This window comes from Syntrophomonas sp. UBA1041 (assembly GCF_002316705.1).
GTDB lineage: Bacteria > Bacillota > Syntrophomonadia > Syntrophomonadales > Syntrophomonadaceae > DTU019.
Genome location: NZ_DCEA01000086.1, coordinates 1 through 24415, shown reverse-complemented (window position 1 = coordinate 24415; position 24415 = coordinate 1). Strand labels below are relative to the sequence as shown.

Sequence of the window (24415 nt, the reverse complement as noted above, 5' to 3'; positions counted from 1 at the left end):
CTTTACATGTTTTCGGAATCTCCATTATTGCAGGTTCCTCCTAACCTATTAATAAATCCTCAATATCTTTACGCGGCCTCTGGGGCGGACATTGGTCAGGATACCCCACCAGCAGCATACTTACGAATTTGTAGTAATCTGGTAATTCAAAAATTTCCTTAAGTTTTAATTCATCAACCAGCCTGCACCAACAAGTGCCAAGGCCCAAATCCATGGCAGACAGAACCATATGTTCAATAGCAATGCCGACATCTAAAAAAGCATTGGGAATATAGTTCTTCAGCTCCTTTCCGCTGGTATATAATGGATTAGAACTTAAGAGCGACAGATTCATCGCCATGTCATTCCTATCGACCGAACCGGAGTTTTTCAGTTCCTCCTGCAGATACTTAATATAGTCGGGCAACCAGCAGCGGAGGTCGGCATAACATAGAATAATCAGCGGGGCCCGCCTGACAAACATTTGGGCGCTCACATCTGCTACCAGCTCTCGTATCTTCGGTTCTTCTAACACAAGGAAGCGCCATGGCTGCCGGTTTGAACCCGAAGGAGCCAATCTGGCAGCATCCAGCAATTGAGCAATTTTTTCCTGTTCAACCGGAATTTCTTTAAATTTTCTTATGCTGCGTCTTTTTAAAATTGCTTCCCTTACATCCATACGTACACCCCTTGTGAACCTAATTTAAGAAGAATTGCTATGCTTGCTAATTACAGATCCCTGGAAACGTCCTTAAGAACCTTAATACCAGAGCTACTTCTATGTCGTCCTTCATAATCATCTTGCATTAATTAACCCTAACCGGGTTTAAGCGGCAGCTTACCATCAAGGGTTGTATCCTTCTCGTTGGCAATGAAACATTTCAAGCAAAAATCCAAGGTCCTTTAAGTTTATTAGTATGAATCGATGAATATCGTAGATGAGAATCTATATAGACGCAGTACACTGGCTATGGGATTATCTAAGCCTCCCCACCGATATTAGCTGCTCGGTCTGTTATACAACCATGCTGTCTGTCATTGAGGAAGAGCCAGTATTACGACGCAATTACCACCTCCCCACAAAATATAGTGTGTTTCCAGCTGCCTCTGGTAGCTTTAATAGCAATTATTGTGCCATTTCAATTGTTTAGGCCGGGTTCTTAACAAATATACAATCTTTGCCCATGCAATAATCTCAGCAAGCAGGTCTTGTGGCAGAATGGTTAAGGAACTGCAAAGATGTCGCTTCGAGGTTCCCGGGTATAATTTATCTTAGTTTTTATTCAGCGTCGGGCTAGTTGTATAGTATAGCGGACACCATCATACAATTAGGACACAATTATAAATGGCATATTCCCCCGCCGGGAATATGCCAAAATGTGTGGGAAGATCGACAATACAGGGGTTTGTCAAGCCTGGCCCGATATTTTAAGGTGCGTAAGATTTGCCCTGTATGTTATCTACTATCATCACAGAAGATTGATCATCCATGTTAAAATCATCTGCCAATCGGCACCGGGGGCCAGGGCCGGCCAAACTGCTCACTGGCACGCATTCCGCCTATGGTCCCCGCCATAATTAACTTGAACGATTCAAAACGCCATTCACCATCCATGTCGCGAACTACTTGCGATTCATAGCGGCCGAAAGAGTAGATGTCGGCAACATCAGGATTTTTGAAGGTTTGCCAGGAATACATGCAGCAATAAACGATAGCGCTGTTACTGGTTTCAAAATGAATCTGTTCGTTGGTACAGTAATGGGTTTGAGTTTTGGCCGCTCCCATAATTTCTTTAAGATGCGCCAGAATAGCATTCTTTCCGTCGAAATAATTGGGATAGACATCTCCCCAGCTAAGTTTGCCAGTCTGTGTAAAGCAGGATGCCATACCGACCGGATCCAGGTTATCGCAGCAGCGCATGTAATGGTACATACACTCTTTAATCGCCCTGATATCTTCCAACCTTTGAATACGTTCTTCCAGGGTATTTACAGGAGCATCTTTAATTAAAAACATTTTTCCTTCAACGACCTGTTTCATATAATTACTCCTTCCTCTCCTAATTACTGCCATTTGCAATCAAACCATTATGTATGCCTATAGATTAAAGGTATTTGACTATTATGCATATCGGGTAAAAGTACCATGCTTTAAAATCAATGCAAATGGTACGTATGGGTTATATTTATTCTTGTATTTGCTCGTTAATATGGATATTAGATCGAAAAATGAAAGAAAGGAGACATACAATTGTACAAATTTAACTTCACTGGAAAAGTTGCACTTATTACCGGGGGCGCAAAAGGGCTTGGTAAAGAATACGTTCAGACTTTTGCCGAACAGGGCTCGGATGTGGCAGTATTCGATATTGATGGACAGCTGGCCCGGGAGACAGCCCGTGAAATTGAAACCCTTACCGGCAGAAAAATCAGAGGCTTTGCGTGCGATGTTGGTAATGAAAAGCAGGTTATTGATTCCGTTGCCGCTGTAGTCAAAGAATTCGGAAAAATCGACCAGGTGGTAAACAATGCCGGGATTCTGCGTTATGGTGACGCCCTTGCGGATTGGGAAAAAGTCATCAATGTAAACTTGACCGGCACATTTCTGATGAATCGTGAGGTCGTTAAACAGTCTATGATGGTTCAGAAAAAAGGCAGAATTGTCAATATCTCTTCTATAGGAGGCGTATTGGCAACACCTGCCGGAGTCCAAAGCTATCATGCCTCCAAAGCCGGTGTTATCGCTATGACCAAGGCCCAGGCGGGAGAATGGGCCCCCTACAATATTTTAGTCAATTCTGTAGCACCCGGAGCTATCGCCAATGGCACCATGGGTGACAGCGCCGGCTCCTCAACGGCAGCTGATGATTATCAAGCCAAAAGCAGAAATCCTTTGAAGAGACGCGGTAAGTTTGGCGAAATGAGCGGCATACTAATTTACCTTTGTTCCGACGAAAATACTTACACCAATGGTCAGTTAATACTGGTTGATGGCGGTTGGGCCGGAATGATGTAATTCAGGCCAGAATTAATTAGCAACTTCTGATCTTGACCGATCATTTAATTGATTTGCAGAGATTTCAAACCATTATAGACTCCATCGCAGGATTACGCTTATCCATCAATTAGTTATCAACAAAGGAGAGATTGGTATGGAAAGAACTGCTGTTTTAGAACAAAAAATACATTACGCCTGGTTCATTCTTATAGCGTGTCTCGGCTTTTATTCGGTTCTAATAGGTATATGCGGCAATACCGCTGGTATATTTCTTGCTCCGGTGATGAATGATCTAGGATGGTCGAGAACTGCCGCCTCTCAGTATCTGGGCATTTGGCCATTGGTCGCCGCTGTTTCGCAACCGTTTGCGGGCAAGATCTTACAAAAGTATGATCCACGATATATATTGACCGCCGCGGTGACCTTGTTCTGTGTAGCCTATATGCTTACATCTCAGGCCACGCAGGTATGGCAATGGAACCTCTTTGGCGTGATATACGGCATAACTGCTACATTCTTTATGTACTTGGCAGTACCCGTGCTTATCAACGCCTGGTTTAATAAGAACGTCGGTTTCAATATCGGTCTGGCCTCAGCTATGTTAAGTCTGGTGGCTGCTTTCGCAGCGCCTATCGCCCAATCAATAATAACCGCTTACGGGTGGCAAACCGCCCGGCTTTATCTGGGGATGGCAGCTTTTGTCTTTTGCGTTCCAGTGACTTACCTCTTTGTACGTAAAAACCCAGAGATGCTGGGACTCAAGAAATATGGCGAGGATGAGGTTGTAGAAGAATCAGCCGCTGCGAATGCCCTCATCGTAGACCACGCTGTTTCCTTAAAACGCGCCGCCGCAAATCCTGCCTTTTACTTGATCATACTTATAGCCTGCGTTTTCACGTTGTGCGCAACCTTCTTTCAGCAGATTCCCACATATGCCGCTAAAGGCCCGCTGGGAGCCGCCGCCGGTGCTATGGCGGTGTCAATCATTATGGTAGGCGGTATTATCGGCAAATTCATTTTGGGTTATGTCTCCGACCGCTTCGGCGCTACGGTTGCCGGCACCTTTGCTTGTCTCTGCGGCGCTGTCGGTATATTTATATCATTCAAATCAGGCAGCGCCATATCTCTGTTCTACATAGGCATGGCCATTTTCGGTATGGGATATGCCGCGCTTTCTGTCATCAACCCGATGCTTACCAAGCAGAGCTTTGGCATCAAATACTACAGCGAAATTTACTCTTGGATCATTATGGCTATCTTTTTGATGAGTTCAGTGGGTCCTACCTTGTGGGCGCAAATATATGACAGAACCGGGGGCTTCACATTGGCTTTCATCATTGTAACCGGATTATATATTGTGGGTGCACTTGCCATCCAGTTTATTATGCCCAGTGCCAAAAAGACCTGGGACTTAAATGAAAGTCCACAGGACCACATCACATCAGCCTAGCAGATAGTACGCTGGAGAAGCAAAAGAAATGAACCGCCCCCCATTTAGTTAAAGTAAGTAGTAATATGAACTGCAACTGAATGGGGGGTACATATATAAATATTGGCAAAACAACCTCGCATTGAGGTGCAAACACATCATAAACACGATTCATTAATTTGCTTTGCTCAAGCTGGACATGATCGGGGCAATTGGTACGCTTTATGCAATACTTCGTTGCAGACGAGTAACGGCAGCATCAACTTGGCAAGAAAAGAAAGAAGGGATTTTTCATGAAACTATTCACAAAATGCAAAATAGGTAAAATGCCACTAAAAAACCGTATCGTTATGGCGCCTATGGGTACCAGTTCTGACAGCGACGGCGGATTTTCAGCACGCACTATTCGTTACTTTGAAGAGCGGGCCAAAGGCGGCACAGGTCTCATCATCACGGGAAGAATGGCCTCAATCACAGATTATGAGGGATTTTCGCAAGGAGCGTTGACGAATTATCACCATGTTTCACGGTTGAGTTCCCTGGCTGAACATGTACACATGTATGGCGCCAAGCTCTGTGTGCAAATCGGTCCCGGTTTGGGGCGCCTCATGGGTAAGGATCCATACAATGCTCCTTATTCCGCCAGTGCTATTCCTTCATTTTTCTTTCCTAATCTGACTTGTAAAGTTCTGACCGCGGATGATATTAATAAGATTACCGACAGGGTCGGTTATTCAGCCAAATTAGCCAAAGACGCAGGCGCAGACGCGGTGGAGATGCACGCTTATGGCAGTTACCTGGCAGATCAGTTTTTGACTCCAGTCTGGAATAAGCGCACCGATCAATACGGCGGCAGCTTGGAAAACCGCACCCGTTTCCTGGGTGAGTGCATTGAGGCGGTGCAAAGATACTGCGGCCCGGACTTTCCCCAAATCGTAAAATTTACGCCTACTCATATGTATCCCGGATTCCGCGAGCTGGAAGAAGGGGTTGAAATCGCCAAGCTGCTTGAGCAATGGGGAGCGCATGCCCTGCATGTAGACACCGGCTGTTACGAAGTATGGTACCGCCAGATCCCCACTGTATACCAGCAGCCTGGCTGTCAGGTATTTGCAGCCGAAGCGGTCAAAAAGGCTGTAAATATCCCTGTAATCACGCAAGGCAAACTGAGCGACCCTATTTTGGCAGAACAAGTTCTGCAAGAGGGCCAGGCTGATTTCATCGCCCTGGGCCATCAGCATCTCGCAGATCCTATGTATGCCAGCAAGGTCAAGGAAGGGCGCTATGATGACATCGTGCCCTGCATTGGCTGCAACGAATGCCTGCGTTTGGGCGGCTTGGGCAGGCACTACACTTGCGCCGTCAACCCTGAATGCCAGCATGAAATTGATTTTCCGCTTACAATGGCGAAAGAAAAGAAATCAGTCTTGGTCATCGGCGGGGGCCCTGGCGGTATGAGCGCCGCGGTGACTGCCGCCCGGCGCGGATTTGAGGTAGAACTCTGGGAAAAAAGCGATAAACTGGGGGGTTTGCTGCTCGCCGCAGGTGCTCCCGATTTTAAGAAGGATGTTCTTAAATATGTCCAGTACTGTATAACACAGGTCAACAAACTGGGCGTGATAGTAAGGTACAATAAAGAAGCAACGGCAGCGGATATTGCCAAAGCACGCTTTGATAAAACAATCATCGCGACTGGCGCCAATCCTTCAATCCCTTCTATTCCTGGCATCGAAAACGCCAATCCTGCTGCCGATGTTCTCCTCGGCAAGACAGATGCCGGTGAAAAGGTGGTTGTCATCGGCGGCGGGCTGGTAGGCTGTGAAACCGCATTAGATCTGGCGTACAAAGGTAAAGAAGTCACCATCCTGGAAATGCTTCCCAGCCTACTTGCTACCGCCGTCGAAGCTAAGAATAACGCTACGAGTTTGCGTGATATGGTTAAGGAATCCGCTATAAACGTAATTACTGGCGTTAAGACGAAAAACATAGCTATTGATTCTGTCACCTATGAACTGGATGGCGAAGACGTTACTATTCCCAGCGATACCGTGGTCATAGCCACCGGTTACACTTCCTGCGGCGGGATCGGTGAAGAGCTTGAGCAGATGGGATTCGATATAACTGTGATCGGTGATGCTGTGCAACCCGGCAAGGTAGTTGACGCTGTGTCCGGCGGCTATCACGCTGTCCGCATCATGTAAAATAACAGAATACCTCTTGCGTCACTTATCAATAAAATCACCCCTTAAAGCAGATGAGATTCTGCCTTAAGGGGTGTTCTTAATTGGGGATAATGGTTTTTCTCATCCGTGCATGGCTCTAAATTTTTTAATAGCCAGGGTTTTGTTATTTACATCGAGTTTCTGATAGATGTTTTGCATATGACGCTTAACGGTGTGCTGTGAGATAAATAGCTTATCAGCAATGGAGCTTTGGTTTTCTCCATTTTCCAGCAGGCGTAAGACTTCAATTTCCCTTGCCGAAAGCAGACTTGATCTTTCTGCCCGATCGACAATATATCCGCTGTAAAAAGACAATATATGATCCAAATATTCTGGCTTCATATCAAGCAACCCGCTTTTAAGCATAGGCCTAATAAAGTCGGTATTCTCTACAAACGGCATAATAACGTCATCTTCCATTCCTATGTCAATAGCTTTTTGCAGTTCCTTTACACCTTCATCCAACCCATATAGATGATATTTTGCCACCGCGCTATATATATGGTTATGAATGAAACCCAGCTGAAATTGCAATTCGCTGAAAAAATCCGCAAACCGTTCGGTCAGCATTTCCAGCCCGATATAATTGCCGGACAACAATATAGCCTTGCCATTAACGATGTAATTGAAAGCAATGCGTTTAAAGATAGAATTATGCTCTATATTATCGCTCCTCAGCCACTTGGGAATATTACAATATTGGTTCAGGCAGGCATAAATATAGCCTAAGGCATTCTCTATCACATATAAGTTGATAGTATTTTTCTCGGTTTTTTGCATTATGGTCAGTTCATCTAATATGGTACGAAGATCTTTTTCCCGTTTTTGTAAAATGCACAAGCGGGCCAGCGTTAATTTTGCACATACGGCGATACATAGCTGATTGCAGGTATTCGCCTTGCAGATCGCCTTTTTGGCGTTTAACTCTACTTGTTCCAAATCTCCGGTTTCCAAGGCATATTCTGCCATAGCGAGATAGTCGCAGCCCATTCCGGAACCATTAGTAACTTTGATATAGCTTTCAAAAGCTGTCGATAGAATATCAACGGTTTTTTTATATTCACCTTTTTTATTGTAGTAAGCATATGTGAAATGCGGAGAGCTATAAGTTAACACCCCTTTTTGATTTCTAGTTATAGAGTGTTCCTCTCCCAGAAGTTCCAGCGCTTTACTGGCATAATTCATTATGGCCTCGGCATCATTGAAGGCTACGGTTGTAAAATTGAGATTGATTTCCGCCAAAATCTGATTTTGTGAATAATTGGAGTGGGTATGAGTCAAGAAATACTGTTCCATTGATTCCAGCATATCTGTGCCAAGCTGTTTATCCACATCCAGAATAACAAAAAAAATGTACTTAAGCGTGGCCATCGGATATTTATACTTCTGCTCATCGGTGGCCGAGCTGAATATCTGAAACAGCAGCTCCGTATCTATAGAATTTATACTTGTAATATCCGCCATTTCGAGTTCTTTAAAGATATTTTCATAGTCTTTAGCCATGTACAGATATTTAAAGGCATTGGCATGATCACCCTTGAAGGAATACCATTTCCCGGCGCGATGTATTACGCTGTCTACATTTATATCCCAACCGGATTTCTCCTTATGAAGAAAATCAAGAAATATTTGATGAAATTTATAATTGCCCTGGTTATCCAATGAAATGAATCCATTCTCACGGCTGAGCTCATCTAGTTTTTCTATAGCGGTGATATCTTCCAGAATGTAAGCCGCTTGCTCCGCCGTAACAATATTGAACAGAGCAAGCTTAAAAAGCATTATCTTAGTTTCAGTATTATATTTATCAAAAAAGGACGATTTCAGCATTTTATTAACTGAGTTATGATATTCCAAATTATAATTGTGTGCAAAATTGGTCACCATCAAATACACAACCGCAATCCATCCACATGAAGCAGCACATATTTTTTGCTTTATCCGATCATCACCTTTAAATTTAACCAACTCGAAATAGAGCTTAATCTCGTCCTCGGTAAAAGAAAGATCCGAAGTTTGAATGAACAAACAAATTCCCTTCATAGTGAGTTCCTCGATATCCACCTGAGGAATCCCCCTGCTAATAATGACGATATGCAGCCATGGAATTTTTGCCAGGGCCAGCCTTTTTAAAAATAAATCGATTTGTTCATTCTCAACCAAGTGGTAATCGTCAATGACTACAACTGTATCCTGCTTCATTTCAAAGTCTTGAATGAAATCAATCATTCTTGATATCTCTATACTGTTTTGGGGAAAGCCACGCTCCGCAAATATATTGGCAATATCAGGAAAGTGCTTATAAAATTCTTTTACGACTAAATACCAGAAGTATTCACTTGCGGTAATCATGACCGATTCTGACATAGTTGTCCAGATATAGGGTGACCGGCAATTTGTCAAGAAAGTCCTTACAGCAGTAGTTTTACCGTAACCAATAGGTGCGGACACGATGGTAAGAGGATATTGTAACAAACCATGCAATTTTTCATCGACACGTTCTCGCTTGAGTACTTTTAGTGCTGGTTCATTTTCACGCATTACATATCCTTCCTAAAAAACCGGACTTTACAAAATTGAAATATCATTCTCCTCAAAATTTTTGAAATGATGGCTAGCGCCTATACAGTTTTTTAGCAAGTAATGTGCCATTTCAGTTACATCGGCACTTTAGATCTAAAATGTAATATCCTGCAAGTGATAAGAACCGCCGAGGGGGTCTTGCTACAAATCTGATTGAGGAAATACGAAGCTATATATCCCGGGTTTTTACCTGTCAATCCGGCCCGATTATCGAATTTCTTTATTACCGGGTCGGCTGTACAATATCCCGGACACCATCCTACAATCAGGACATGATATAAAATGTTGTAGTATCGCTCAGAAAATATCACAAAATCTGGAGAAAACCAGCCTTGATTCGTCTCGGCAGTTTCGGTTAATTGGGCTGGATAACTGATATCCCGCTACCCGGCAGAGCAGGCAGTTCGTGATGAAAGAGCCAAAGAAAAAAGCATCTTTCCTGGCAAATGATGCTCTTCAAAAAATGCTTTTATGACTGCAGAATAAGGTTTTTATCGCGGGCCGCAAACTATTTGCCGGCCATTTTGTTCAATATTATTATTTTGCTGGTGGCGGTGGCGATCAACCGCTTAGAGGAATCAAAGGACTCCCCCCATAGGCTAATGATACTTTTACCCTTGGATTTTAAATAAACTTTGACGGTTAAGGTATCCTCTGCAAAAATTGGCCGGTGGTAGCTTACATTGAGATCTAAGCTGGTGATCTCAAATTTGCCGGTTTCCAAGATAGTCAGGGCGCCAAAGGCATTATCAAAAGCGGCCGAGATAAAACCGCCCTGCATACACTTCCATGGATTCAAATAAATGTCCATTACCGGGAAATCGTATGTGATGCTTTCATTTTCAATATGCTCTACGAAATTCGGTTGCATCAGTTTGGCGCAGGGGTTGGCCACATCCTTTAACCGATCCTGTAAAGGGCTCTTGTCGGTATGTCTGGTCAAAATAATTCACTCACTTCCCAATAAATTCGCATAAAGGTTGCCATCCCACCACAGCCGGTCCGCTCTCAGAATTAAACAGTAACCGTGTGTCCGCGTTGGGTTAAGAACCCCTGAAATAGGAGTTCCTATTCAAGGAAACCTATTTTAGGGGTTCCAAAGGTAATTGTAGAATAAAACAGAACTGATTTAATTGCCGAGTATGGTTACCGCAGCCAAACTATAGGAAGGAATTCCTCCCATGTTATGGGTGATGCCCAGTTTGGCGTTTTGGATCTGTCTTGGGCCGGCTTTACCCTGTAACTGCTTGTAAACTTCATAAATCATGCGCAGTCCGCTGGCGCCGGTCGGGTGGCCAAAGCATTTCAATCCGCCGTCGGGCTGGCAGGGAATCTGTCCGTTTAGATCGTAAAATCCGGATTCAACATCTTCCCGGGCTCTCCCCCGGGGAGAAATCTGCAGGTCTTCGTAAGCGGTAAGCTCAGTGATGGAGAAGCAGTCGTGGACTTCCATCATGCTGATTTCTTGGCGGGGATTCTTGATTTCGGCTTCTTCGTAAGCCTTGATTCCCGCCCGGTAAGTCGACTCTACATGAGCACCGTCCCAGGTATTAAAGGCTGATTCCTCACCAGAGGTGGCCGCGATTTGCATCGCCTTGATATAAATCGGGTCTTTTCTGAGTTTTCTGGCTATTTCAGGGGTTGTGACAATAGCACAGGCTGCCCCGTCACTCACCCCGCAACAGTCAAACAGTCCCAACGGAGATGCAATGATGGGAGCCTTTAATACATCTTCAATGGTTATTTCTTTTCTGAGGTGGGCCTTGGGATTCAACATACCGTTATGATGGCTTTTCACCGATATATGGGCCAGAATCCGTTTGCCTTCTTCAGGATCGATGCCATATCTGGCGAAATAACCGTTGGCCATCTGGGCGAATTCGCCCGGAGCAGTTGAATTCGGACCGATCAGTCTTCTGACTGTACCCATCTGTCCGGGAGGAAGCCCGCCAAAACCAGTGTCTTTCAACTTTTCCACACCCAGTGCCAGAGCTATGTCGTAGGCTCCGGAGGCAACTGCATAACATGCCCCGCGAAATGCTTCAGTACCGGTAGCGCAGTAATTCTCGGTCCTGGTTACAGGGGTATAAGGCATTTTTAAGGTTGAATTCAAAATGATGGCGCTTTTGCCCAGCGAGGTTTCATCAACACTGCAGCCCATCCAGGCCGCGTTAATATCCTTCTTCTCAATGCCGGAGTCTTCCAGAGCTTCTAAGAAACAATCCAATATCAAGTCATCAGCACTTTTATCAAAACGTTCGCCGAATTTGGTACAACCCATACCAATAATAGCAACTTTATCTTTTATACCACTCATTATTTAACCTCCCTAATGATGTGTTTTATCACCGCGTTAACTTAGGCTTCTACCGCAGGAACCGCCTTCCAGTAATAGAAGTGAATAGAGCGATTGGCATCGTAGTATTTTCTTCTAAAGGTCATGGTTACAGACATGCCCACTGATAATTGTTTGGGATCACAGTCGGTCAGGTCTAACTGATGCCTGCCGCCGCCTTCAAATTCAACAATGGCGTAACTCTGGGGAGGATTGGGCGTAAATGCAAGATTATCGGAGGTATAGGAGATCACTGTGCCCTTCTTGTCTGCAAATCGATATAATTCCATCTGGTCGACAGCTTCACAGGCAGGATTTACACAAACTCTTGATACCGGATACTGAACCGTTCCACACTTCAGGCATTTGGACCCGGACAAACTTAAAATGGAGTCGCGCAACCGCCAAGTCTGCGATAACTGGGTGGGAGGAACATGCTCACCGCGAATGCCTGTTTCCACCGGCAAAATATCACGGAATACCAGGTATTGAATATAGTTGGTCAAATCGGCTTTGATATTGAGGTAGCCTTTTACCCCTTTAACATGTTTGATGTCGTTGATTTTGTCGGTAACCTGGAAATACAGTGCATCACAGCCGTTCCCGAAGCTGGCCACCAATATCTTATCGCCCGGTTTGGCTTCCTGCAGAACATTGACAAACATCATCAGCGAATAAGCAGAACCGGTGCTGCCTACGACGGCCTGCAGATCATCGGCTATTTGACTTGGATCCATACCCAGCTTCTTGGCCATTGCGGCTACATCCCGGCTGTTGGGGCAGGGGTAAATAACTTTGCTGAAGTCTTTGATATCAAGATTATACTTTTTAAGCAGACCCGAGATAACTTCGGGGATCATTTTAAAATAGCCCTCATCCCGGACCCATCTCGGTTCCCAGGTCTTGCCAAAGCGGTCTTTTTCATCGCGGCGGATATCCACAAAGTCATAACTTACGGAATAAGAGCCTTCAAAGGAAGCCACAACGTCTTTGTCACTCACCAGGAAGGCTGCTGAGCCATCGCCAAAAGCTGATTCTTCAGGGCTGGCCGGCTTGCCCAGGCGCATATCGGAAGCAGTGACCAGGGCCTCTTTTGCGCTCTGTGCCTTCACTGCATCCAGGGCGGCGATAAGAGCTGCGGTTCCAGACTTAAGCGCGCCGGCAACATCGGCAGTACGGACAGCATCGCCCAGCCCCAGGGCTGTGGAAACAATACCTGCGTTTTGTCTTTCCTTATAAGGCAAGGTGCTTGAAGCCAGGTATAAAGCATCAATATCGGTTTTGTCCAGATTGCCCATGCAATCCATACCGGCAGCCACAGCCATAGTAATGGCATCTTCATCGAAGTTGGCTACAGATCTTTCGCCTTTACCGCCAACCGGGCTAAACCATCCTATCGCCTGGGCGATAACTTTGCGGTTCATGCGGTAACGGGGAATATAAGCACCAAATGATTTAATACCTATCATATTTCTTTCAGACTCCTTGTTTATAATATTTAGGTTTTTAGGATACCTATAAACCTGATAATACCGGGATTTATCCCTAATACTCAGACCATTCGTGGCCGGTCTGAAATTTAGCCCGCCACCCCTTTTTATGGGTATAAAACAATCATTTCGATCCGGCATTGCTTGAGAAATTACTAACAAGCATCAGTCCCAGAAGGGAATATGACCACGTCATATTCCCTTCCAGTAATAATTAAATGTACTTAGATCTTAACGTCGTTCCAAACCGGGAATTTGGGCAGACTTGCAAAGTCTTCACGGATCGGGCCGTCTTCGGTAATATGAGCGCATCTCCGGGCTGCTGCTTTATGGCCTTCCCAATCGGCCAGGGCGTAGAACATCAATTTCTGGGCATATAATGAGCCTTCGGCATGGATGGTTCCGCTCACCCGGAAGCCGTCTGTCAATTCCCGGGCCAGGTATAATGCTTTCATTCGGGCTATACCGGAACTTCCAGCTTTTCCGGCCATGTATTTATCCAGCAACCCTCTGGTTTCAGAATTGTAGAGGTCTTTCGGTGACGGGATTGTGGAAAGAATCCCTCCGGCAATGTCATGCAGTATTTTTATAGCCGCATGATAGTTGTCGGCAAAGAAGAACTTGGTGCAATTTGAATACATCGGGTTCGGATATACCATTCCGGAATATTCATCGCGAATAGGGTTCTGGCCGGCACAATGGCCCAAAGCTTGAGAAGTCTCGGCATAGAATGACAGCCAGGACAGCTTGTCTTTAATATGAGAGGCATTTTCCAGCCCCATATATTCAGACAGCAATTTGGCGGTTCCCAATATGATTTCCAAGTCCGCAATCTTATAAGAGTCGCCGCTCAGTCTGTGGAAGTTGGTAAACATGGCGGTATATTCAATGGCATATTCGTATTCGCCTTTCAGGAATACTCTTTCCATGGGAATGAATACGTTGTCAAATACAACGATGGCGTCGGCTCCATAACGGCTCCCATAAATGGGGTGTTCAATCAAGTCTAAATTGGTGGCGTCATGCTTGGCCTGAATCAGTTTGATGCCTTTGGTGCCAGGCGAAATGGCAAAGGCCACCGCATAAGCTTTATCTTTTTCCGTCATGTTGCGGCAGGGCAGAACCACCAGCTCATTGGTAAACGGGGCATAAGTGATATGATTCTTGGCTCCGCTTACCACGATTCCGTCCGGCCTTTCCTCCACGATGTGAACGTAAGAGTCCGGATTGGACTGTTGGTGAGGTCTTAAATGACGATCACCTTTTACGTCGGTCATGCACATAACCAGTGATGAGTCATTGGCTTTCAAGGATTTTCTGAATAGTTCCACGCGCTCCGAGTAATTGGTGCCCAGTTCAGCATCGATTCTATGGCTGACAGATGTCAAGGCATGCAGTGAATCAACCCCGGCGAATTTAGCTCCGCCCGGCAGTCCGACACAGACGCGGGAAAGAGTCTTGATCAGTTCAGCTCTTCTCATCAAGTCTTCTGAAGAGGTGGGGGGCTTAAAAGTAAAGGCATAAGGTGTGCCATCATCATCTATTTCGTTAAACAGATCATAGTATTCGGGCATCTGCGCCACCCTGTAATCCATAGCACAGAGTTCTATACCGGACTTGAGAATCGGGTCCTCAAACATAGTCGTGCCATTATACTTTTTGCCGTCAAAATATACTACTCTTTCATCTTTAAGACTTTCCATGTATTCTTCAGCAGTTCTAATTGCCATCTTGTTTCCTCCTTGCCTGAATAATTACAGCATTATTTTTATTTTGAGTTGAGTACAGAAATAAAGCGGATGTTCAATATTCATGTATGTCATAAATAATTAAACCTAAAAACACCCCCCGTTAAATGAAGTGCATCACCCTTCACATATCATCTAATTGCTTTTGAGGCTGCCGTGAGCATGGAACAAACCATATATTCACGTATTAATGCAATATTCATACCATGTTTTTCAACACGCTCAGCCCGGGGGCATATTTAGGCAAAAACCTGCATTTGGCGCTGAATGACAGCCGGGTTGCTTGAGAATTATTATTGCCGCCAGCTCTTTAAGGCGGGATGGAGATAGTCCGGGATGTAATTTAGAAATTCCGCGGGCCATATCTGCTGTCTCATGGAGCAGCCGTTCGGACACTGTACGCCATACCGGACGAATTTTCAGCCATCGCATCCGCCATGATTTTCAAGGTCTGTACCCTGTGTTCTTAGCTTGTACCCGTCTCCAAAAAAATTCCGTACCGCTACCTAAATAGCGGTACGGAATTTCATGATTTTGACTGGCCGGCGATACGGCCCCATATCGGGTATGTTCAAGCCTGTCCGGCTTACTTTGCCGGCATATCATCAGTCATGACACTTGTCTTGACTTTACCGCGATAGAATTACAACATTGCTGATACCAGGCGCGCCGTAAACCTGAGTTAAGGCAGTCTTGGGCTGCTTGGGCATCTGATGAAGACCGGCTTCGCCGCGCATCTGCAGGCAAACCTCATATACCTGTCTTAAGGCAGAGGCGCCAATGGGCTCACCGTTGGCAATAAGTCCACCATCGGTGTTTATCGGCAAGCGGCCGGTAATTTTGGTTTCACCATCCTGGATCATTTTGGTCTGCTCCCCGTCTTTGCAAAGGCCGGTTTCAGCCATATGCATGATCTCATGGGCAGACTCGGTATCCTGGAGCTGAGCCACTTCTATTTCATCAGGGCCGATGCCCGCCATTTCATAGGCTGCCTGAGAGGCCAGTACTACAGGTGTGGGGGCATCTTCCAAAGGCTTCGCGGGGGTAAACACTTCCAGAGATCCAAAGGCTCTGGTACGCAGGGCAATACCTTTGATATAAATCGGCTTGCTGGTATATCGTTTGGCTATGCTTGCTTTACAGAGCACTACCGCAGCCGCCCCTTCTCCCGGCGAACATAGCATGTACTGGCGCAGGGGATTCGACAGCATGGTTGAGTTTTTGATAGCCTCGTAATTCAGGCCGTCACGGCGCCAGGCTTTGGGGTTGAGAGTTCCATTGTGATAGTTTTTCTCCGCGACGCGAATGAGGCTGTCTTCTGTGATATCATAGTCATGCATATAGCGTTGGGCCTTCATGGCGAAAAATTGCACTGTAGCCAGAAAACCAACATCTTGATACCATTGTTTCAAACCATAGTCCTGAACCGTGGTTAAGAACATTCCTCTGGGATGCTTGTCAAATCCAACCGCCAGGGCTATATCAGCTATTCCCGATTTGATTGCCATACAGGCTGCTCCCAAAGAGCTGCCGCCGGTTGCGCATCCGTTATATAAGTTGTTAAAGGGCACTCCGTTGGGTCCGAGCTTGCCGCACAGTTGATCGGCTCTGCCGCCGTCCCTGGTGCCGCCGGCTGCATACTGAACATCTTTCCATTCAATGCCGGCATCCTGCAATGCTTCCCGAATCGATTCAAGGCCCATATCTAAAGCGGTTTTATCTCCAAATCTTCCAAATGGGTGTTGGGCTATGCCTATAACTGCTACACCTTCCAAATCATTTACCTCCCTTAAACATATGCTTGTTTCACATGTGTATTATTGATCCTTTTCAATCACAAACTGGCTCAATGACTGCAGCAGACGGTCTTTACACAGGTTTGAAAGCATAGATCATGGTTTCAGTTCCATCCGGCTCAACCCGGAAGGGCACTATTACCATCTCCATATCCATTCCAATTTTTAATTCGGATGCATCATTGACCAGCAGACGTGACTCCACTCTTACCTGACCCGGCAATTCAACATAGCCTATAAAGTACTCTTTAAAATCCTTGGGATCTTTGTAGTCGTTAAGGCCTTTGGTCCAATAATTCTGTGAAGTCCAGGTCCACAGGGTTCCCTTGGTTTTCAGTTCAATGTCTTTCAGACTCGTGCCGCCGCACTTGGGGCAAGCGGTATTTATCGGAAAAATAACATTGCCGCAATCATTACACTCATTCGCCTTCAACTTGGGTTCAGCGGCCGGCCATGTAAAAAGGTCAGCATCAATAGGGACTTGTTTTTGCATTTTACCGTCTCCTTTCTGGGTTCGAAGTTAAAATCTTGGCTTCATTTTATAGTTGTTAATATAAGCTTCAATATCTTCCACGCCGGAGGCAAACCTGACTCCTTAATAGTCGAATATGGCGTTATCGAAATCCACTTCGGTGGAGTCTGAACTCACAATCATGCTGGCAGTACTGATGATTGCGGGTACGATATTCTTTACATAGTACCTGGTTGCCACCACTTTACCGTTGTAGTAATTGTAATCATAATGGTCTTGGCCATTTTCTTTAGCTTTCTTAGCAGCCAGCAGAGCCTGGTCGAGCAATAGGCGCCCGGCAAACAACTGTGCGGTTGCGGTCAGAATCTTGCAAGCATAGAAGGAAAGGGTGTCCTGATTCTTTTCCAGGTCGGTTTGCCACTCTTTGACTTTTTCCACAATACCGCGATAGGCCTTATAGGCTTCGTCCATGATGGCAAATTCGCGGGCAAATACTTGTGATGATTGGTTGTTTTCGATAAAGGCAGCTATTTCGTCGAGGGCTTTCTGGAATGGCACCCCCTTGCCCATAGTCATCTTCCGGGAGATCAAATCCCAGGACTGAATGTAATTGGTACCCTCAAGTATGCTGGTGATTTTGCAGTCTCTGGCAATGTGAGCCACCGGGTATTCTTCACTGTAGCCATACCCGCCATAAACCTGAATAGCATCGGCAGCTACATTCCAAACCTCGTCAGTGCAATATGCTTTGGCCAGCGGAACCAGTATGGCCAGATTGTCAGCCGCGGCTTTCCTGACTTCGGGATCGGCATGATGTTTACTGATATCCACAAAGTAATTGCCTTTGTAAACCAGAGCGCGGCCGGCTTCAGCTATGGCCTTGCCGTTCAAAAGTTTCCTTCTGATGTCGGCATGTTCAATGATGCGAACCCGTTCGCCTTTGCTGTTGTAGCCCTGAACCCTCTCCGCCGCATAATCCCTGGCATTATAGGTGGCATTGGCTGATAAGGCGGTGGACCACAGGCCGTTGCCCAGGCGGGATGAATTGACCAGATTGAATATGATCTTCATGCCGTCGCCTCTGCCGCCGTTCTGCAGCGGGTCGATGCCCACTCTCCAGCCCCGGCAGCCGTCATTGTCGCCATAGCTTAAAGCGCAGGTAGGCTGACCATGCAGACCCATTTTATGTTCCACCGAAGTTACCGCAAAATCATTGGGCTCCATAGTGCCGTCTTCATTAACCCAGATTTCCGGCAGCATAAACAAGGAAACACCGGGTGTACCGGGCAGTGCGCCTTCCACTCTGGCCAGACACATTATGATATTATTCTCAGTCAAGGGGTGGCCGGCGCAGGAAATGAATATTTTTTGACCTTTTAATTTATAGATGTCCGGGTCATCGGTCGGATAAGCCCTGGTCAGCAAATCGCCGACATCGGATCCGGCGCCGGGTTCGGACAGGCCCATACCTCCGCTCCATTTTCCAGTCAGAAGATTGGGCAGGAATATCTTTTTGGTTCTCTCACTGCCAAAGCGGGCAATTATATCGGTTACCTTGGAGGACAGGGAAAAATACATCTGAAAATCGCAGTTGGCGGCCTGGAACATCTCACGGCAGGCCGAGTACAGGGTTTCCGGCAAGGTTACGGCTTCCGGATCGGGGTCCGCATTGGAATTGCCCCAGCCATTGGCCTGTATCATGTCCCACAGAGCCTGATAGGAAGGCGGTACGATTACTTTGCCGTCAACCAGTTTGGCCGGGTTTTTGTCAGCATCTTCATAAGCAGGCTCCAAAGCCTCTTTAGCCATTTTGCGAGCCGTATTTAAGAGCGGCTTGATTTCGTCTTTGGTATAAGCGCTGTACTTCTCGCAAGCAAAAATATCTTCGATAGGCAGCCACTCTTCAAGTATGAATTCTAGATCTCTGGTGTTTTTATACGCAAAATTTGAACCCATTTATTTCATCCTTTCCGATACTATGAATATTTTCGTCCTCCGCTCATGGCAAATTCCAACGATACTATCGATCTCAACCGGGTTATCTAAAAATAATATGTGTTCTAGCATATATCCCCGATATTCGTGGTCAGCCTTAATCCAAACAACGCCCGGCAAAATCAAGTACAGTTAAAACCCTGTCAACCACTCCCTTCAATTTTCCGGGAATTTTATCTTTCATAACCGTTTCCCATGCTATATTGCCACTTACAGGACGTATCAATCATACTGACCATACTGACAATGATATAATCCATGTATTAATTAGGTATTAATCAACTCTAAAACCCTAACCCAGCTATATAACGGCTTTATTCATAGTTTTGTGCTGTGAAGTTTCAGAAGGTTTACGTTTCTCGAAAAATGCCTTTCTTCCTTCAATATGCTCGCTCCCGAATATACACAGCCCCTGAGTCCTGGCTTCCGCAATTATGGTACCGTCAAGGCCTAATTGTCCTGCTAGCTCTAGATTCACTTTAGCCAAGGCCATGGCTTTCGGAGCATTTTTAGCTAATTCATCGGCAATTGCCATGGTTTCTTCAACGACCTTGTCCGCAGGGAATACATTATTAACCAGACCTATGCGAAGTGCCTCGGCGGCATCTATTATTCTTCCGGTTAAAGTCAGTTCTTTGGCCTTCTGGAGGCCAACCAGTCTGGTTAAGAGGTAACTGACACCGCAATCCGGCACTAATCCAACCTTTAGGAAAGCCATCGAAAATTTTGCCTTTTCTCCCGCGTAAATCAGGTCACAGGCAGTTGCCAGGCTCAGCCCAGCTCCCATAGCGTAACCTTCAACTAAAGCAATGGTTACTTTGCTCAATCCGTCAATGAATTGCATTATCTGAGCAACTTCTTCAATATACTCATTGCCTTCGATGGGGGTTTTCAGCGCTCCTAGTTCGGCAAGATCTCCGCCGGTAGAGAAACTGCGTTCTGTTCCCTTAATAACAATCACATTAACATCGCTTTCATTTGCTTGGTGCAATTTATCGATCAAGGCAACCCTGACCGGCAAACAAAGACTATTTAAAGTTGTAGGATAATTGATTTCAATAATTCCTACCTTCTCTTTCTGTTCAAAAGTTACAATGGACAAGTGCTTCACCTCCGTAAATTCCTGAATCAGTTGCAAAATATAAACTAATAATCTAAAAGCTCACCAAAAAGGTTAAGCAAGACTTATTTGTGACTACCGCATAAGATTGGATGGTCACAGCGTCTACCTCAATCTTCACCTCCATTTAGGACTACTGGTTAATATTTGACCGACAATATTGCAATTTGTATGCCAACTCGGCGGGAGAGAACCACAGGCCCGGGAAGATATTTTTCCAGGTGTTGACAGCATATTTAAAACGGCTATATGGAAGCTTTTGAGTCCATTTACTGCTGTTTTCAAAGGACCACGGAGGCGAAATCTCCTCTTTAGAGCGCATAATCCGGGCCCGGGCCAACCCGCCCGGTTAAGGGCTATTCCGGGTGATTAGCCGGATCTCAGCAAAAAGAAGAAATAAAATAGGGCACTCTGCCCTACTTCATAAGCTGTTGGCCATTTAGGAAGAATATGTTTATCCTTAATATTCCTTCTGTTCTTCTGGGCTTAATTTTACCCGGTCGAATCATCAAGAAGGATGACTTCGATCCAGCCCGGTTTGAAGCCATCGGTTTTGGTCCGGGCGAGGGGCGCTTGGAGATTTCGCCAGGCAGTGGAAACCGATGGGGAAGATGAAGTTTGGCTTTAGTTAAAAAGGCATAGCAAGTGATAATCCGGCCAAGGTTCCTATAGCGCAACAGTCCGGTTTATGCCTGAATGTAGAGAACCATGTCAAGATATTGATCTAAGTATTGACCGGGATACGGTTATGAAATGCAATTTCCAAACAAAACGTCCGATATTTTGGAAGTTGTCCGATTTAAGACACATCGCCCGGTGGTTAATTTTCAGCCCAACCAACTATTACCGAAGCAAAACTATAATTAAGCTGAACCGGGATAGTCTTTTTACGGACAGCAATGCCAAATCGTGATGGCATAATAATTGCAATAAAAAGAAAGGGAGCTTGGCTCGAGAGAATGGGCGCAGGTTGTAGAAGCATAAGCAGATACAAATTATCGTCCGGATATAAAGGGATTGTTAACAATTAATGCTTATTCAATAATTACTAAGGAGGGATAGTCATGATTCCGGAAGTAGCTATGAAGTTCCAAGGCAAAGTAGCAACGCCTATGATTCTGGAAGTGGAAAAAGGGGCAATAAAGAAATATGCCGATGCTGTCGGGGACGAGAACGGTCTTTTCTGGGATGAGGAGTATGGCAGAAATAGCCGTTACGGTTCAATCGTGGCTCCGCCAGGCTTTTTTGGCTGGCCTTTAAAATGGAAAGGCACTTTTGTCTTAATGACGGAGCTGAGGAATGAGTTTATGAAAGCTCTGGCGGCTGAAGGCTATATCCGCTTTTTGGATGCCGGAATAGAGTATGAATTTATCAGCCCCATCCGGGCAGGAGATACCCTAACCGCATCCCTGGAAATCGAAAGTGTCACTGGTCAAGAAACCAAGGCTGGAACACGCATCGTCTGTGTAAATAAGACTTCATATTATAACCAGTTTGGAGCCTTGGTAGCGATTGCTCGTCAAACCTCTTTCTTGAGCAGAACTTAAATGGAAGGTGAGATTTATGGCCAGAAATCTTTTATATTGGGAAGACGTAGAAGTTGGTTCCGAGCTGCCCGCTTTGGCGAAAACCGCTACAACATTAATGCTGGTGAAATGGGCTGCCGCTTCAGCGGATTTTAACCCGCTTCATTTTGATCTTCCTTTTGCAGAGTCGCAGGGTATAGGAAGACCAATAGTTCACGGGCAGCTTAAGCGTGCCTGGCTGGTTCAATTGTTAACGGATTGGATCGGCGAGGAGGGATGGTTGAAGAAGTTTTCCTGTCAGTTCCGCGGCATGGATTATCCTATCAATATGAAATCTATTTCGGAACCTGCAGAAGACAAAGTCACCCACTGGTGTAAGGGCAAGGTAGTAAACAAAAGCGTGGAAAACGGTGAATATTTGGTGGAATGTGAAATATGGGTTGAAGATGAAACCGGCAAACCGACCACACCCGGAACGGCCACAGTGGTCCTCCCTTCAAGAGCGGGTTGATGGAAGCGGAGTTGCCAGCAGTATCTTGCCGTCCCGTAAAAAGGCACTCTACCGGCTGTCAAACTTTGTAGCAGCCGATTGCAAAAACCTCCCGGCGGTTTGCGAATAAAACTGCCGGGAGGTTTTTATCATGATTAAAAAGGCAGCTATCCGGATAATAGAGAAGTAAAGACGGTCCGGCGGTTGTGCTGCCATTCAGTGCTGTTGAGGCGGAAAGAAATTTACATATGGAGAGCAAGCAGGCTAGTATTGCTCCTTACGGAAATAATAAATGCCTTCTTCAAAGCTCATCCTCACTTGACCCTTTAACACCAGGTAATGGAGATGAGCCATAGCCTCGGCGGCGGCATGTATTTTCTGGTTTATGGGGAAATCATCCCAGCGCCGGTAGGATAAGTCCCATCTCATTCTTTTGGCAACTTGAGCGGCGCTCATTTTTTGGCTTCCCACAATACCCAGGATATCCTCAATACGCCGGGCATGATGTTGTTTAATTTCTTCAACCCGACCCCGAAGGTCATAGATTAAAACCCGGTGAGCCGGCAGTACCAGATGGACATCCAAAGCCGCGATTTTTTCCAGACTAAGCAGGTACTCTTTCAATGCATCGCGGTCCAAAACCCACAGGCCAATATTGGGGGTGATTTTTGCCAAAACGTGATCCCCCGAAATGAGGATTTTTTGATCGGGTTCATAAAGGCACATATGCCCCTGGGTGTGTCCCGGTGTCTCCAGGCATTGAAAGTGATACCCGCCGACATCAATGCGGTCTCCTTCATGCAGCATAGTAAATTTCACCAATCCGGTACTGGCGTATTTTACCACGGCTTCCTCCTCCGGGAGGTTGGGAGTGCCATCCGCCAACAGACCGCTGTGATACAGATGGTTTACATTCCTGGTGTGAAAAATGTTCGTCTTATAATTGGCATTAACCATCTGGGCATCAGATTCGCTCATCCACACGGTGTTGGTGGGCGTAGACAGGTATCCGATCAAACCAATATGATCAGAATGGTAATGGGTAATGAACAGGTCGGTATTATCCATACTGACGCCTAATTCCGTTAAGGCTTGAGCCATTGCCAACCAGCAGACATCCAGGTTAAAGCCGGTATCTATCAACAGATTTCTTTCTTTGCCGCGGATAAAGTATGAATTGAGCACCCTGAGCGGATTGTTGGGCAAAGGTATTTCGATTCGATAAAGATTAGGAAGTACTTCTTCAATCATTCTTGTTTGGTCCCTTCTTATGGAGTGCTTGAATACTTTTTCCCGTTTTCCAAAACGTATTAAGTAAATATCTCTTTAAAGGCATTTCAAGCCTCACAAATATACGCCTCCCACCCAGCCTTGTCAATATCATTGTTGTTATGGAAAGTGGCTGCTATCCTGTGGATAGCAGCCTGCTGAAACATTTAAGTATTTACCTTATGGGGGGCTTGGTCTTAGGCTTAGCAGTAATCTGCTTTTTTACCATTCAAGCCGCCGCAGATGTCAGCAAAAACTCGCTGCAAGCTTTGGTTGCCATTGATAGTCTTTAACGACCCCCGGTGGAGATAGTACGCCACCAGAGGCTCGGTCTGCTGAGCATACACCGCCAGGCGATTGTTCACGGTTTCTTCGCTGTCATCGCTGCGCTGGTATAAGGCCCCGCCGCACTGATCACATGTATCCGCCTGTTTAGGTGGATTGAACCGGGTGTGATAGGTGGCTCCGCATTGCTTGCAGATCCTGCGCCCGGTCATGCGCGGCATCAGAACATCATCCGGCACTTCGATGTTGATCACTGCATCAAGACTGAGGTTTAAGCCCGCAAGTATCTGCTCTAAGGCATCTGCCTGAGGAACGGTGCGGGGAAAGCCATCTAACAGAAAGCCTCGCTCGCAGTCGGGCTCAGCCAGGCGTTCCCTGACTATGGCGATAGTCAGTTCGTCAGGCACCAGCTGTCCCGCATCCATTACCGCTTTGGCCTTTAATCCCAGTTCGCTACCCTGCTTGATAGCCGCCCGGAACATATCCCCGGTGGAGATATGAGGTATCTCAAATTGTTTGACCAGCTTTTCCGCCTGGGTTCCTTTCCCGGCCCCAGGAGGTCCCAAAAGAATAATGTTCATTGCCTTTCATCTCCCTTTGTTATTCCTTTACCGGGATTCTCATTCCATAGAAGGAGCGCCATACGAAATACAGTGCCACCAGGAGGAACACGATGCC

Annotated in this window: 18 protein-coding genes; 5 read left to right on the top strand and 13 right to left on the bottom strand. The window is 45.8% G+C overall.

The genetic code is table 11. The features are described from left to right. Window positions 1-40: 40 nt before the first annotated feature. Together B2633_RS12755 and B2633_RS12750 are read right to left on the bottom strand one after the other, a co-directional pair. Window positions 41-658 carry a nitroreductase family protein gene (locus tag B2633_RS12755; protein WP_481037635.1) on the bottom strand — a complete coding sequence of 206 codons (618 nt, stop codon included), beginning with the start codon at window positions 656-658 and terminating at the stop codon, window positions 41-43. A gap of 819 nt (window positions 659-1477) precedes the next feature. Then, window positions 1478-2020, bottom strand: coding sequence for a nuclear transport factor 2 family protein (locus B2633_RS12750; protein ID WP_483171081.1), 543 nt, complete (start codon window positions 2018-2020; stop codon window positions 1478-1480). 210 nt (window positions 2021-2230) lie between these two features. Here B2633_RS12750 and B2633_RS12745 point away from each other — a divergent pair, with 210 nt between their 5' ends. The 3 genes from B2633_RS12745 (at window position 2231) to B2633_RS12735 (ending at window position 6607) form a co-directional block, all read left to right on the top strand. Beyond that, window positions 2231-2995 (top strand): SDR family NAD(P)-dependent oxidoreductase, encoded by a 765-nt coding sequence (locus B2633_RS12745; protein WP_483171079.1) that lies wholly within the window; start codon window positions 2231-2233, stop codon window positions 2993-2995. A gap of 136 nt (window positions 2996-3131) precedes the next feature. Beyond that, complete coding sequence (locus B2633_RS12740) at window positions 3132-4427, top strand: MFS transporter (protein WP_483171078.1); 1296 nt, start codon at window positions 3132-3134, stop codon at window positions 4425-4427. A 272-nt stretch (window positions 4428-4699) separates the two neighbouring features. Continuing rightward, a complete protein-coding gene (locus tag B2633_RS12735) occupies window positions 4700-6607 on the top strand; it encodes an oxidoreductase (RefSeq protein ID WP_483171077.1) in 1908 nt (635 codons plus the stop codon). Between the two features lie 102 nt (window positions 6608-6709). Here the strand turns inward: B2633_RS12735 and B2633_RS12730 are convergent, their stop codons facing one another. The 9 genes from B2633_RS12730 to B2633_RS12690 form a co-directional block, all read right to left on the bottom strand. Beyond that, window positions 6710-9169: a response regulator transcription factor gene (locus tag B2633_RS12730; protein WP_483171076.1), complete on the bottom strand. Its 2460-nt coding sequence runs from the start codon at window positions 9167-9169 to the stop codon at window positions 6710-6712. Window positions 9170-9719: 550 nt separating this feature from the next. Beyond that, entirely contained in the window at window positions 9720-10154 is a 435-nt protein-coding gene (locus tag B2633_RS12725) for a PaaI family thioesterase (RefSeq protein WP_483171074.1), read from the bottom strand. 186 nt (window positions 10155-10340) lie between these two features. Next, window positions 10341-11528, bottom strand: a complete 1188-nt coding sequence (locus B2633_RS12720) for an acetyl-CoA acetyltransferase (protein WP_483171072.1) — start codon at window positions 11526-11528, stop codon at window positions 10341-10343. Window positions 11529-11569: 41 nt separating this feature from the next. Then, window positions 11570-13015: a hydroxymethylglutaryl-CoA synthase family protein gene (locus B2633_RS12715; protein WP_483171071.1), complete on the bottom strand. Its 1446-nt coding sequence runs from the start codon at window positions 13013-13015 to the stop codon at window positions 11570-11572. A gap of 245 nt (window positions 13016-13260) precedes the next feature. After that, the gene (locus B2633_RS12710; RefSeq protein WP_483171070.1) at window positions 13261-14766 is read right to left on the bottom strand and encodes a 4-hydroxyphenylacetate 3-hydroxylase N-terminal domain-containing protein; all 1506 of its coding nucleotides are present in this window, start codon (window positions 14764-14766) and stop codon (window positions 13261-13263) included. Between the two features lie 647 nt (window positions 14767-15413). Then, window positions 15414-16559 (bottom strand): thiolase family protein, encoded by a 1146-nt coding sequence (locus tag B2633_RS12705; RefSeq protein ID WP_483171069.1) that lies wholly within the window; start codon window positions 16557-16559, stop codon window positions 15414-15416. Window positions 16560-16653: 94 nt separating this feature from the next. Then, a complete protein-coding gene (locus B2633_RS12700; RefSeq protein WP_483171067.1) occupies window positions 16654-17073 on the bottom strand; it encodes a Zn-ribbon domain-containing OB-fold protein in 420 nt (139 codons plus the stop codon). Window positions 17074-17175: 102 nt separating this feature from the next. After that, entirely contained in the window at window positions 17176-19008 is a 1833-nt protein-coding gene (locus B2633_RS12695) for an acyl-CoA dehydrogenase family protein (protein ID WP_483171066.1), read from the bottom strand. Between the two features lie 340 nt (window positions 19009-19348). Next, the gene (locus B2633_RS12690) at window positions 19349-20149 is read right to left on the bottom strand and encodes an enoyl-CoA hydratase/isomerase family protein (RefSeq protein ID WP_483171065.1); all 801 of its coding nucleotides are present in this window, start codon (window positions 20147-20149) and stop codon (window positions 19349-19351) included. A 1082-nt stretch (window positions 20150-21231) separates the two neighbouring features. On the opposite strand from B2633_RS12690, the gene B2633_RS12685 reads away from it, so the two are divergent. Both B2633_RS12685 and B2633_RS12680 read left to right on the top strand, forming a co-directional pair. Continuing rightward, window positions 21232-21714, top strand: a complete 483-nt coding sequence (locus B2633_RS12685; protein WP_481042949.1) for an FAS1-like dehydratase domain-containing protein — start codon at window positions 21232-21234, stop codon at window positions 21712-21714. A 16-nt stretch (window positions 21715-21730) separates the two neighbouring features. After that, on the top strand, window positions 21731-22204 hold the full coding sequence (locus B2633_RS12680; RefSeq protein WP_483171064.1) for a MaoC/PaaZ C-terminal domain-containing protein: 474 nt from the start codon (window positions 21731-21733) through the stop codon (window positions 22202-22204). A gap of 243 nt (window positions 22205-22447) precedes the next feature. Here the strand turns inward: B2633_RS12680 and B2633_RS12675 are convergent, their stop codons facing one another. Both B2633_RS12675 and B2633_RS12670 read right to left on the bottom strand, forming a co-directional pair. Beyond that, on the bottom strand, window positions 22448-23434 hold the full coding sequence (locus B2633_RS12675) for an MBL fold metallo-hydrolase (RefSeq protein WP_483171063.1): 987 nt from the start codon (window positions 23432-23434) through the stop codon (window positions 22448-22450). Between the two features lie 221 nt (window positions 23435-23655). Continuing rightward, the gene (locus B2633_RS12670; protein ID WP_483171061.1) at window positions 23656-24318 is read right to left on the bottom strand and encodes an adenylate kinase; all 663 of its coding nucleotides are present in this window, start codon (window positions 24316-24318) and stop codon (window positions 23656-23658) included. Between the last annotated feature and the right edge of the window lie 97 nt (window positions 24319-24415).